The sequence below is a fragment of the Chryseobacterium sp. KMC2 genome, assembly GCF_016756935.1.
Classification (GTDB): Bacteria; Bacteroidota; Bacteroidia; order Flavobacteriales; family Weeksellaceae; genus Chryseobacterium; species Chryseobacterium rhizosphaerae.
Map to the genome: position 1 here is coordinate 92,781 of NZ_JAESIT010000004.1, position 13,500 is coordinate 106,280.

Sequence of the window (13,500 nt, forward strand, 5' to 3'; positions counted from 1 at the left end):
AAAATTTGAGGTATAAGGTATTGGATTTTACAATGTTTATATGATGTCTTCTCCAATAAGTTTCTTTCACCCTATATATTTCTTCGTTTTCACTTTAATATCAGAACCTTCCGCAAGCATTACAGAAATAGGTCTCTGGAGGTTCAGGCATTCAAAATCCTGACCGTAGACTGTTCCGAAATCAATTTCCAGTTCATGATCTTTCACCTGATAAAACTCCCATTTTGGATGGCAGACCTCATATTCTGAAGTTGTATGATCTTTTTTGGTAAAACCATAATAATGTTCTGTGATAAATTCAAATTCAGAATCAGACTCCATGGGTTGTGCTGTATTCTCCGCTGTAATCTGAATGGAATGCCAGTTTTTGTCTTTCCAGGAATATTTGATCAGCAGCTCATTGCCACTCTCACAGATCTTATTTTTCATAGGCATTGTATGATAGTTTTCTTGATAAATAGAATTGGCTACAAAACTCAAAGCCGGTTTAGGGACTATCTCTTTGACAAAAACCACTCCTCTTTTCCAAATTCCGTTTTCATACTTCTTTACATAAAACCGAAGATTTACTTCTTCGAAATTTCTGTGAAAAGGAATAGGAAAACCTAATAATTTTGTATTTAAAAACATAAAACCCACCAAGCTTACATAGCACTTCCCTTTATAAAAATCCAGCTCAGTCCCTTGAGGTAAATAGGTCAGCAATACTTCAGGATCGACTTCGTAATTAATAATGGCTAATTTACGCCATTCGGCTTTTAAAAAATTCATAATCGTGTATTTTTTGATCGTTATATCTTTAATAAACTTGTATTCTATCCCGGATTAAATAGTTGCTCAGTCCCTCATTTCAGTTTTTCAGCGATGGTTTTTATTAACTCATTTCTTTCCAGAAGAAAGGTTTTGAGGTAGTGAGTGAGATAGATTGTATTAAACAGTTTTCCTATGATTCCGAATGGAGATTCAAATTCAAAACGATCTGTCATCAGAGTTTTTCCTTCTACGTCTCTGAACATATGCTGATGGCGCATAGATTTAAAAGCGCCTTTCAGCATAATATCGGTGAACTGATGTGGTTTTTCCATACTGATGATCTTAGTGGTAAGGGTTTGATAGACCCCCAGATGTTTTGCTCTCCAGGTCACGGTTTCATTTTTTTCAATCAGGCCGGATGTCCGTCCTGCAATTGCTTTTTCATTGGATCTTGAAGTTGATTTTTGGTGCAGATCAATATCTCTTGCCAGATCAAAAACATGGTGTATATCAGCATCGATTAGTGTTTCCAAATATATTTCAGGCATTTTCAAAAAGTTTGTTTTTTATGTAATTCCGGTAAGGTTTTATCTATTCTTTCTGCCAATTCGGGGAGTTTAATGGTGGGAACGGCGGGAAAAAGATGATGTTCCATATGATAAAACATACTGAAGGTCAGTTTGTTTTTCCAAAATCCCCGCTGAGTTCTTGCTACATTTGGATTTTCATGAGTGTCGTGATGAACTGTCCACACCGCAAAAAAGGCCATCAAGAGTTCACCAAAAAACATGATCAGTAGGTGGTACATCAGAAAGTGGATTTGAAAATAGAATACGACAGATATAAAAACAGCTATTGAAAGCAGCTCTACCATCATATTTTTCACATACATTGTATTTGCTTTTTTTAAAGTAATCCAGTGAATCAAAAACATATGTTGGGGTCCGTATAAAATAGCTTCATACCATTTCATAGAAGCAGATTTTCCTTCATAATCTTCTTCAGACAGACAAAATTTATGATGTCTGATATGATTGAACTTTACCGCATGAATAGAAGCCATCATTAAAATACTGTTCAGATACAGTGACAGCCATGTCAGCAACTTTCCGGTTCCCAATGAGTTGTGAAAACCGTTATGTACCTGCCTCAGTGCTGTCAGAAAATAAAATCCTGAAAACGGCAATGCGATCCCATAATACCCATGATACGCTAAAATCAATGAAATAAAAAGCCATGGCAGGCTGATATTATTTTCAATCAACATTTCTTTAACAGAAAGTTTTTTAAGATCTTTCCATTCTACTTGTCTGATAAGTTCCAGGTGGTTCATTGTTTTTATTTTAAAGAGTTGTCAGAATAATGATACCCAACGCTATTGTTCTGAATAGAATCCAGGAAATAGTAGAAATATAATTGAGCTTTAGTATTTTACACCTTCTCAAATGCTCCAGAAACATGATAAAGACTACAATTCCAAAATAAATCATGTAAAGAAGAGAATCAAAATCTGTCCACAAAGTCGGTATCAGGAGTAGGGTTCCGATTAAAGAAACCGTCATCATATTTCCCAGGTAATCCCAGATTTTATCTTTTAAATAGATTCTTAGAAAAACAGTCTGCCAGAAGATCTGCCCCAGGCAAACGGCAAACTCTCTTAAGAAATTACGGTCCAAGTTTACCCCCAGCTTTCCGGAAAACATACTTAAAATCCAGGCAGAGAAAACCGCAACAAACGCTATATACAATAATCTGTATTTTAAATTAAAGTCAGGAACACAGGCGTCTTCTGCACCATTTTCTGCTGATGGAATAATCTGTTTTCTATTGTAAGAGACAAAAGAATAGAGTTTTTTGAAAAACCAATAAAGAGGTTGTAGTCTTGCTATCTTTTCCAACTGTGGGAAAGAATTTCCAATAATCAGAAGTAGACTGTCTAATCCATAGATCACTTCATTGCTGTTATCGTCTACCAATGCAATTTCATTTTTTGCCCGATGGACATCTATCAGGTCTTTATTTCTTGATGAAATTTCTGTAAAAGCTTCTCTGCCGTTTTCATCAAGCATCCCCGATTTTGTGAAGCCCCGGGAATATAGATTACACATCGGACATTCGTTGTCGTAGATTAGCGTGTGATTTTTTAAGGTCTTCATGGTCATTATTTTTAATGGGTTCCTCTTTTTCTGAAATACAAAATCAGAAATAAATGAATGATAAAGTTTTTCATAATTATTATTTATTTAAAACTTTCAGTAATTTTTGAAAGTTAATTTGAAATAAAAAAGGATTTTCATCCTCTTTCTATTTCAATAAATTAGTAATTTTTCCTACCAGCCAATGATCATCGCTTTTTATCGCCAGATCCATAATATTGTTGATCTTTCCAGTGACAGAGCTGAAATCTTCCATTAACTTGATGAATTCTTTTGCCCCTTCCGAATCCTTATCTTCAATATTCTTCAGTTCCTCAAGGAAAGAAATGACAGGTTCAATTTCTCTTTTTCTACGCTCCTTGGTAATTTGTTTGAACAGGTACCACACATCCTTTTCTGCTACGAAATATTCTTTCCGGTCTCCCTTAATAAATTCCTTTCTTACAATACCCCAATCCATTAAAGCCCGCAGATTCATATTGGCATTTCCTCTTGAAATTTCCAGCTGCTCCATTACCTCATCTGTAGACAAAGGTTTATCACTTGCCAACAGTAAGGCATGTACCTGTGCCATGGTACGGTTAATTCCCCAATTGGTAGCAAAGGTTCCCCAGGTTTGAATATATTTTTCTTTTGCTTCTGAAAGTTGCATTGTGTTTAGCTTTTCAATTTCTATTACAAATCTAATTATATTTTTCGAATTTTCAATAATTTTTGAAAATTAATTTTAAAATAAAACAGACATCCTTTGTAGATGCCTGTTCCGTTTTATAAAAATTAAAATTAAGGTTCAATGCTTGCCGTTATTCCTTGATTCCAGTACTTTGCTTCTGGCATATAATAAAGATAAACATTGCTTGATTTCCCGGTATACGTTCCTGCAAACTCTACTTTAAGGTCCAGATTGATTGTCTTTATTTCCTGCGCATTAAAATGTTCCCAGTACAATACAAGATAATTATCAAAGATCTCATAGTAAGAAACCTGTTTTTTATCAATCAGATCTTTAAGTAAAGCATTTTGCAGGCTAAGCCCCGCAGGAATACCAATTTTGGCTATGGTCATTGGCAACTGTCCGTTTATTTTATTTTTAATAGCAATGGTCATTCTGTTTGTCTCTCCTACTTTAGACACTCCTGATTTTAGTTTTGTTTCCATTATAAGAGGAACATCTTTGCTTACCGGAGCCTGCAGTGTATGATATTGATATTCCAGCTTGTAAGTCAGTCCATTTTGAGACGGATAATAAATATGGATATTATTTTCTCCTGTCTTATATGCTGATGAGAGACTCATATTAGGCAAGGCTTGAGCTTTATTAATCGTGATGACCGGTTTTTCAGTTCCGTATAATTTTTCATTTTTGGACAAAAACTCAGACATAGCCTGCATTGCCAGCGTTGTTGCCTGAGTAGAACCAAACCCAAAATATCCATTAAAGCCCATAAGCTGATCTGCAGCTTCCGCAATTTTCAACTGGTTCAGTTTTTCATCTTTTTGAAGCGCCATCATATACAATGAAAGAGTTTCTGCATCAGCAGAACGTCCCCATGAACCTGTAAATGTAATTCTGGATTTTGCATTCTTTGTTTCATACTGTTGATACAGAATCTTCATCAGATCATCATATTCCTTTTGTTTTCCAAGGTTTGCAGAAGCATTAGCAAGTAAAACAAGTTGGTAAGAATCTTTAGTGGCCAAAGCCCTTTTCATCATTACGTTAAAGGAATCTTCAATTTCGTTTTTAAAGCCTAGCTTAGATAAAGCATATACGACATACATATTTCTTGACCACGAGGATTCTGTATAGGTATCCTTTGATTCATACCATCTTCTTACTTCAAATAATCCGTTTGCATTTTTCCTGGATAAAATAAATGAAGAAAGTCCCTGAATCATCTTAGCATCTGGATATACATATTTTTTTAAATCTGTAAATTCTAATAGGGCAAATGCAGAAAGCGCTACATCTGATTCAGTATCGTTGAAATACCCGAAACCTCCGTCTTTATTTTTATAGCTCAGCATTTTTTGGAAACCTTTTTTCAGGTTCTTCATGACAAGATTCTCTGTAACGATATCGATTTTTTTAGTCGACTTTAAATAATCAAGAATAAAAATATTGGGATAGACCGTTGAAGAAAGCTGTTCAAAGCATCCATAGGGTTCTTTCTTTAACCCTTCTATATCCTCAAACATCTGCAGAGCCCTATTTTCAAATATATAATAAGAAGAGTACAAACTTCCGTTAATATACTCTGGAATATTTATTTTTATCTCTTCTTTTTTATTATTGATAACTGAAAAATGATAGGGAAACCCCTTCTCTTCCACTTTAAATGGAAGAATCATTGACTCTCTAAAATTTTCGGACCTTACAGTAAACTGGATATCAGAATTCACCAACTCATCGGTTTGTATTGTAACAAATAACCTTCCTGATTCCAATGGTTTGAGGGTAATAAGAGTATCAGCCTTCACCAGCTTTACATAATTGGGCACTATCACATCCATAGACATTATGCGAGTCTCCGGCGAGTTATTTTTAATAATGACAGGAATGGTCATCATATCTGTTCTTGTGAGATATTGCGGAATTTTAGCATCTATTGAAATAATGCTCTGCGCAGCATAGGTGCTTTCATCTCTTCCCAAAAGTCCTGTTGCAGAAATACCCTCTGCCATAATCCTAAAAGTAGAATTGGCGTCTGAATTATAAAATTCCACTTTTGCTTTTCCATTTTTATCCGTTTCCACAACCGGATTCCAGTAAAGAGCTTCTCTGTAATCAAATCGGTAGGATGTATTAGTTGTTTTATATTCAGGATAGACAAATTCTCTAGATGAAGCATATGAAATAAATCTTCCATGTGGCAAAGCTTCCACAGCAATGTATGATTTCGGGGTGATATCAAAATTGATTTCTGAATTACTGTTTCTGGACGAGCTAATAATCACTACTCCATTTGCGGCTCTACTACCATAAATAGCTGTAGCAGCAGCATCTTTGAGAATGACTATACTGTTGATGTCATTCGGGTTTATGGTAGTATTAAAGTTTTCTACAGGAGCTCCATCAACAATAAATAATGGATTTTTATTGGGAATGGAAGCAGCTCCTCTAATGTTGATCTGGGGTCCCGCCCCTGCCTGTTCTGAAGATTTTACAATTATACCTGCTACTTTTCCACTCAATAATGAAGTTATATTGGGATTCTGAAGTTCCGTAGAAGATAGTATTGTTGTAGAAGTAGCTAAAGCTTTATCTTTATTGACATTATAGCCTACAACGACTACTTCTTCAATCTTTTTATTCTGAATGGTATCAGTTCTTGAGCGCCCTGGTTTATTTAACTGTTGTTTATTAGTTCTGTTTTCTTTTATTGTTTCTTCCCTTCTTTCTCCTTCATTTATGATTTCTTCCACATCTATATTGGTAAGTTTCTGTTTTGCTAAAGGATTAATATCCAGATTATAAGACAACACCCTAATCTTCAGCTTATGTTTAGGCTGTAAAGATTTGGCAATAATTTTATAGGAACTACCTGCATTTAAATCTGAAAAATAAAACTTCCCATTTTCTGCTACGGCCTGCTTAAGAATTTTTTTATCATATATATCCAAAAGAAAAACTTCTGCCTTCACAGGGGTTTTGTTTTCATCTTCTACTACTCCATAGACTGTATTTTTCCTTTCAGGAAGGTATTTGTATTTATTGTTTTTTATGATTTCCGGGATAAGCTCAAAATATCTGTAACCATTCGTTAACATAACAAGATCCAAACTTTTATCTGCTTTTTCTTCTTTTTTATCGAAATAGAACTGTGGCTTTTCAATTTTCCCTTTCAACTCAGCGTCCATCAGAAGCCATGAAATGATATGATTCTGCTTATCGTCGGCATACGTCCAAAGTTTATCATCTACTACACTCAACCCAAGATTCGCAGGAATTGGTCTGCTGTTCTCATCTGTTGTTTCAATCTCCAGAATTACTTTTTCTCTGGGTAGATAATGTTTCTTTACAGGTTTAATTTTTATATTCAGCTGATTCTCTTTATTGGTAAAAACAATACGTTCTGCAATAGGAATATTGCTTTCCATAACGGTGAACCTGCAGATTCCTATCGGGAAATCTTTTTCTGCAATTTCAAGTGAGTTGATTCCTTTTTTTAATGCGAAAACTTTGTTATACACTTCTTTTCCACGGAAGCTTCCTTTCAAAACAATCGTTTTTTCCTCTGTTGAAATAATCGTAAAAGTCAGGTTTTTGTTTTTATTTTGAATGTTTAAAACAAGTCCATCATTTTTTGCCACCGGAAAATTAAAAGTCTGGGATATATTTTCCGGCTTTAAAACTTTTGCATAGTAGGTGTCTCCTTTTTTAGGGGTAAAACGGAAACTTCCCATTCCAAAATTATAAGCCGAAATTTCTTTTATCTTTTCATGCTTTTGATTGTAAACAGCTAGAACAGCGTCTACAGGTTTTTCAAACTCATTCAAAATTTTAAAGGCGATATTTTGTTCTATTCCATTAATAAAAGTTCCTCCTTCAGGTAAAAATTTCACATCCAGATTATTCAGAACAATGGGAATATTTCTCGAAATAGATTCTGTAAACCCATCAAAATTCACTTTAATATTCAAAAGAGCATCGGAGGATTCCAAAACTTCAGGGAGTTTAAACGTTAATTGCTTTTTACCTTCTTTATTGGTGATAAGTTTCCCTTCTGAAATGGTTTCTCCATTGTGCATTACCATATAGTCTGCCTCATAAAAAGGAATTGGAAGGTTGTTCAGGCTTCTCATTGAAAAATCGGCTGTCACTTCATCTCCAGGACCATATCCTTTTTTAGGAAAATCAAGTTTCATTAAAATCCTTGGAGATACAATTTTCTGTAAAGTAATTTCTTTCTCAAAAGCATTTTTTACTTCCTCATTCTGCATCCAGTTGGTAAAGGCTCTGACTGTATATTCCCCACCTTTCATATCTTCATCAAAATAAAAATAGCCCTGGGCGTATCCATTGGTAATTTCATATTTTAATTTTTTTAAAACGCTGCCTGCCGGATCAATGATTTCAAAATTAACAATCCTACTTTCTTCTACCGGAAGGTTATTGCTCCCCTTTACAACGTAGATTTTAAAATACATGCCTTCACCAGGTTTATAAAAAACATGATTGGTCTGAATGTAGGTTTTTTCTTTTTCAAAATCCTGAAATGGCTGCTGTGCTCTCATAAAAACAGTTGAAAACAGTACACTCAACAAGATGATATAGGGTGATATAAATTTGAAATTCATAGGTTAAAATTTGAGTGAAACAATACAGCCAAATGTTTTAAAAGAAGGAAGGTTGAAAAAGTCCAAACCTCTTCCGCTATCCATATCATAAAAATTCTGATTAGGATCTACTCCTTTATTGGCCTGCCAAAGCATCAGATTATTCACGTAAAAAGTAAGCTTAACATTCTGTTTCCCATAGTTTATCGGAAAACTGGAAGACAGTGAAATATTGCTGATCCTTATATAATCTGCATTTTGAATATAGTTTTCCGCCACTCCCAAGTAACCATATCTGGTCCATCTGTTTTCCTGAACAGTGCGGCCAGAATCATAGAAATCTACAGGAATTTGATTGGAATTTCCATTAGCCTGTACTCCTTGAAAAACATAATTTTTTATGTTTCTTTCATCTCCTGAATCGTAAGAACGACCGTAATAATCGAGAACAGCCTGTGTTCCATTCCAGAGCTGACCGCCTTTTTTCCACTCCCAATTGATGTCCAAAGAAAGTCTTTTGTAGAAAAAACTATGACTGAACTTCATAACGAAATCCGGTGTAGAATCTGCAATAATTTTCATTCCTGCTGCCTTTTTGGGGAATCCATACTCATCAATAATTAATTGTCCGGCCGCATTCCTTTCAAAATAGCTTCCCATTACAACACCCAACACCTGTCCTTCTGTCAATGTTTTATAAATGTCTTTAAACCCCGAAACGGCCATATTCTGATATCCGGGGGCTATGCGGTTTACAACATCTTTATATTTGAAAAATGAAACTTTGTGCATCATATAAACATCATACCCCAGACGTAACCGGTCAAAAGCAAAATTGAGTTCATATCCGCTGTAAGTATGATCTGCCATATTTTTCAGTTTCAGCTGATTGTTTTCAAATACAGGAAATACATCATCGATAGTTTTTTTGTTGAAATACTCTCCTTCAATACTTATATTATAGCTAAAGTTCAGTTTACCTGCTAATTTCCATTCTCTGGTATTAATATTGGATAAATCTTTAAACCTTTCTGCTTCCTGTGCAGGGAAATATTGATTATAATTTTCTGCCTTCAGTAACGTTGTAGCATATGATGCATATGACCTTGTAATTTCAGGCTCAGAGCTTAATTGGGTATAGCTTCCAAACAACTTAAAACTATAATTAATCCAATTAAAGATTTCACTGAATTTCAAATAGAAATTAGCTTTGGGAAGCCAGTAGTTATTTTTAATAGATGTATTGGAAATATAAAATGAATTTCCAAGATTAAAACCTGCATCAAAATCATAATCACGGATGTCCATATTATAGTTAAAAATATAATCTTGTGAAGTTCTCTGATAAAGAGAATTTCGATCAGTCAGGCTATTATAAACATCTGATTTTCTATCATTTAAAATAAAATTCAGGTTGAATGTATTTTTAAAATCATCATATCCCAATATATAGGTTCCCAGCACGTTAGAATAGTATAAACTGTTATTCTGCATCCTTTCATTAAGTAATCCGTTGTTGAAACCATATGTAGAAGGTTTATAATGATCCCGGTTCTGGATACTATTGTTTTCATAAGACTGGCTAAGATTTAATCTAAAATCTCCCCATGTTTTAGCAATATTAAGGCTGAATTGTCTTTGAAGGCTTTGATAGCGGTATTTACTATCCTGTTCAAAAAGGAATGATGGATTGTCAGCATATATACTGTAACTTCTCTGTGAACCGTTATTCAATACAACCTGTTGCTCATTTGAAAAAGAAACCGGTGCTAACAGTGAATTCTGATATGCTCTGTTGAACAGTCCTATTCTATTGGTATTGGTTGCTTTATCTTCTTCGTAATTAAAAGCAAGATTTACAGCATATCCACCAAAAATTGTATTCAGCTTTGCTTTAAATGTATTGGAAATATCAAACTGATCTATGAAATACATCTGGTTTTTTTGCTGCCCCAAATTGAATGAAAGCCGGATTTTTTCATTATTTCCTTCTTTTATAAAAGCACTTATATTCAATTGATTATTGTAACCTACTGTTGTTTTAAAAAGACCGTTATTATATTTTTTTGCATGAGGAAGTCCATTAACCCATGGAATCAACTTTCCATTCTGATCGTATTCATAAGCTAATCCGCTAAATCCCAAAGTGGAAATATCCGGTCCAAAGCTAAACATTTCGTTGGTCTCAGGTCCATTCCAAATAAGACTTCCATTTTCTGATCTTCCCTGCACATATTTATCTTGAATTCTGGGAACAGCATTTCTGCTTTTAATATCAAGAGAGCTAGTAAAGCTTCCATTCAGAACCATCGTTCTCTGATTAAGACCTTTTAGGGTATAAAGACTATCACTTTTTTGCCTTAACCTTCTTATGTTGTAAAAATTATTGTTGGATTTTTTACTTAAAAATGTTTTAGCCTTTTCAATACTGAACTCATCTTCAGTTTCTTTTGAAACCATACTATCATAGGCTTTGCTGTATGTATTCTCTACACTTTTTTTCTCCGTCTGGCCTTCAAGAATAGCTTTTAATTCTCTAACCTCATAAGAAGAAATAACATGAGTACTTTCCCCCTGATTCCATACGAGCGTGTCGTAAGGTTTTGCAGCAATGATTGCAAAGCCTTCTTCATCAGTCAGTTCATAAGTACCGTTGTTCTTATTATAGACTTTTAGAAAGCTCTGTGTTTTATTTTTAGACGTTAAAAATTTTCCGGAATAATATAATTTTGAATTTTGTGCCTGTAATAGGCCAACCGTAAAGGGTAATAACAGCAGATAATTCTTTTTCATCGATTATTAGTATGCTTAAAAATATGAAAAAAGAAACTTCCGAGGAAATTTCTTTTTTCATGGATTACTTTTGAATTGTCTTATAAATCTCTATCAACCTTATAAATTCGCTTCTATATCCCTCTTCATCTTTACTTTTCCCTTCTTTGGCCAAATTCTCAATTGCATGTAAGTCTTTTCCTTTAATCAGTTTGGAATCTCTTAGTACCAATCCAAACCATGCTACGGAAGAAGCAAACTTAAAGTCCGGACTTGCTGAAGAGATGTTACGGTCAGAACTTTTAACGACCTGACTGATCTCCTGACTTTTTTCTTCATCCGGTTTTTTATATCTGAATTTGATCGTAGCCAGCTCTTCTCCAAATTTCTTTGAAGAGATAGTCTGTGTATATTTCAGTCCACTCTCTTTAGGAAGAAAATCAGATGTTACATTGGCAGGAATGATCTCATACAAAGCGGTAACCGTATGCCCACTTCCCAGTTCTCCGGCATCTATTTTATCATTCACAAAGTCTTCATTTCTCAGCTTTCTGTTTTCGTAGCCGATCAATCGGTAGGATTTTACAAACTCCGGATTAAATTCAATCTGAATTTTTACATCTTTGGCAATGGCATACATACTTCCTGCAAATTCTCTTCCCAAAAACTTATTGGCTTCCTGCATATTGTCAATATAGGCATAATTTCCATTTCCTTTATCTGCTAAGGTTTCCAGGGTATTATCTTTATAGTTGCCCATTCCAAAGCCTAAACAGGTAAGAAAAACTCCGGATTTTCTTTTCTCTTCAATAAGCGTCTGAAGATCTGCCGTAGATGATTCTCCAACATTAAAATCTCCATCGGTTGCAATGATCACACGGTTATTTCCGTCTTTTACAAAGTTTTCCTGGGCTAGTTTATAGGCTAATTCAATTCCTTCCCCTCCTGCTGTACTTCCTCCAGCCTGTAATCTATCCAAAGCCTGAATAATTTTATCTTTTTCCCCAGCTGATGTGGGAGGTAAGACCATTCCGGCACTTCCTGCGTATACTACAATTCCTACTTTATCTTTAGGTCTGAGCTGATTCAGCAGTACCTTAAAAGATGATTTCAGTAGCGGCAGCTTATTCTGTTCATCCATTGATCCGGAGACATCGATAAGAAAAACCAGATTGGAAGCAGGTAAACGATCCATTGGAATATTTTTCCCCTGAAGTCCTATTTTCAACAATTGATGATCAGGATTCCATGGTGCTTTATTATATTCCGTATTAATAGAAAAAGGATCTGCATTTTTAGGTTGTGGATAACCATATGTAAAATAATTGATCATCTCTTCTACCCGTACTGCATTTTTATTGACAGCTTCTCCATTATTGATCATTCTTCTGACATTGGAATATGAAGCATTATCGACGTCTATAGAAAATGTAGATAATGGCTGACTTTGGGTCAGTTCAAACGGATTCTCTATAAAAGCATCATAGCTTTCATCATTGGCTACAGGAGAAATCTGTTTCTGTTTATTGATTTCTTCCTGAAGTTTTTCTATTTTTTTTCTTTCCCTTCTTGAAAGTTTTTTGGTGGTAACCACAATGATTCCATTAGCGGCTTTGCTTCCGTATAATGCTGTGGCTGCTGCATCTTTTAATACGGCTACGTTTTCAATTTTACTGGGTTCCAACGCTTTGAAATCATCAGCATCAGCAATTTTTCCATTCACAATGTACAAAGGATCTTTTCCGGGAGCAACAGATGCCGCCCCCTTGATTTTTACCTGATTGTTTGTTGATGATCCTATCTGTATTCCTGCAACTCTTCCCTGTAAAGTACTGACAACAGAGGTTTGAGGAGCAATACTGTTTGAAGTAATAACACTCGATGCTGATGCCGTGGAAGCTTTAGACCTTTTAACCCCCATTGCAGTCAGTACAACCTCCTCAATTGGCTGGGTATATTCGCCAGCGTTTTTATTTTGGGTATAATAACCATCTGGTGGATATACCCCTTTTCTTCTGTCTGAAACTTCAATATTTTTGGCATTTTGCACATAATATTCATTTGCTGCCACCTGGATTTTAGGAATTGATGGTATAGGTGGGGCAGGCACAGGTAACGGCATCGCCACATCAAAAGGCTGCCCCGGAACCGGATCTGTATGAACAGCTATTTTTTCTACAGCAGGCTCAGCATTATTTTTATCTTTCTGAATGTTCATCTTTGTTATACTGTCGATTTGGGCAATATTAGTACTGGCAACAGATTCTTTTGAAGTGCTGATATCTGCTATTGACTGCTGTACAGACTCTGATGCATCTTTTGTATTCAGAAAGTATAAAGCTCCTAACCCTATGACCAGACTGGCTGCAACTCCGTAAGGGAACCAAATAGGGATCGTCCTTTTTTTCTCTTCTTTATGGTCTAATTTCTCTTCAATTTTTCCCCAGACTTTTTCAAAACCAGGAAAAACCGTAGGTTCTTCTGAAAGCTTCGAAGCTTCATTGAATTGTTGATCTATATGATTATTTTCCATTGTTGT

Annotated in this window: 8 protein-coding genes; all 8 read right to left on the reverse strand. The window is 35.1% G+C overall.

Annotated features, from left to right (window positions below; all coding sequences use genetic code 11):
- Positions 1 to 66: 66 nt before the first annotated feature.
- On the reverse strand, positions 67 to 771 hold the full coding sequence (locus JML65_RS06135) for a YqjF family protein (RefSeq protein ID WP_202270220.1): 705 nt from the start codon (positions 769 to 771) through the stop codon (positions 67 to 69).
- Positions 772 to 845: 74 nt separating this feature from the next.
- Positions 846 to 1,301 carry an SRPBCC family protein gene (locus tag JML65_RS06140; protein ID WP_202270221.1) on the reverse strand — a complete coding sequence of 152 codons (456 nt, stop codon included), beginning with the start codon at positions 1,299 to 1,301 and terminating at the stop codon, positions 846 to 848.
- Between the two features lie 2 nt (positions 1,302 to 1,303).
- Positions 1,304 to 2,086, reverse strand: a complete 783-nt coding sequence (locus JML65_RS06145; protein ID WP_202270222.1) for a fatty acid desaturase — start codon at positions 2,084 to 2,086, stop codon at positions 1,304 to 1,306.
- 10 nt (positions 2,087 to 2,096) lie between these two features.
- Complete coding sequence (locus tag JML65_RS06150) at positions 2,097 to 2,909, reverse strand: DCC1-like thiol-disulfide oxidoreductase family protein (RefSeq protein ID WP_202270223.1); 813 nt, start codon at positions 2,907 to 2,909, stop codon at positions 2,097 to 2,099.
- Positions 2,910 to 3,057: 148 nt separating this feature from the next.
- Positions 3,058 to 3,561, reverse strand: coding sequence for a GbsR/MarR family transcriptional regulator (locus JML65_RS06155; RefSeq protein WP_115917399.1), 504 nt, complete (start codon positions 3,559 to 3,561; stop codon positions 3,058 to 3,060).
- Positions 3,562 to 3,692: 131 nt separating this feature from the next.
- A complete protein-coding gene (locus JML65_RS06160; protein WP_202270224.1) occupies positions 3,693 to 8,210 on the reverse strand; it encodes a TonB-dependent receptor plug domain-containing protein in 4,518 nt (1,505 codons plus the stop codon).
- 3 nt (positions 8,211 to 8,213) lie between these two features.
- Entirely contained in the window at positions 8,214 to 10,982 is a 2,769-nt protein-coding gene (locus JML65_RS06165) for a hypothetical protein (protein ID WP_202270225.1), read from the reverse strand.
- Positions 10,983 to 11,046: 64 nt separating this feature from the next.
- Positions 11,047 to 13,494 carry a vWA domain-containing protein gene (locus JML65_RS06170; RefSeq protein ID WP_202270226.1) on the reverse strand — a complete coding sequence of 816 codons (2,448 nt, stop codon included), beginning with the start codon at positions 13,492 to 13,494 and terminating at the stop codon, positions 11,047 to 11,049.
- Positions 13,495 to 13,500: the final 6 nt, after the last annotated feature.

Bases quoted from the DNA above. Each gene is read 5' to 3' on its own strand.
- JML65_RS06135 (WP_202270220.1), bottom strand. From the start codon at position 771: ATGAATTTTTTAAAAGCCGAATGGCGTAAATTAGCCATTATTAATTAC.
- JML65_RS06140 (WP_202270221.1), bottom strand. From the start codon at position 1,301: ATGCCTGAAATATATTTGGAAACACTAATCGATGCTGATATACACCAT.
- JML65_RS06145 (WP_202270222.1), bottom strand. From the start codon at position 2,086: ATGAACCACCTGGAACTTATCAGACAAGTAGAATGGAAAGATCTTAAA.
- JML65_RS06150 (WP_202270223.1), bottom strand. From the start codon at position 2,909: ATGAAGACCTTAAAAAATCACACGCTAATCTACGACAACGAATGTCCG.
- JML65_RS06155 (WP_115917399.1), bottom strand. From the start codon at position 3,561: ATGCAACTTTCAGAAGCAAAAGAAAAATATATTCAAACCTGGGGAACC.
- JML65_RS06160 (WP_202270224.1), bottom strand. From the start codon at position 8,210: ATGAATTTCAAATTTATATCACCCTATATCATCTTGTTGAGTGTACTG.
- JML65_RS06165 (WP_202270225.1), bottom strand. From the start codon at position 10,982: ATGAAAAAGAATTATCTGCTGTTATTACCCTTTACGGTTGGCCTATTA.
- JML65_RS06170 (WP_202270226.1), bottom strand. From the start codon at position 13,494: ATGGAAAATAATCATATAGATCAACAATTCAATGAAGCTTCGAAGCTT.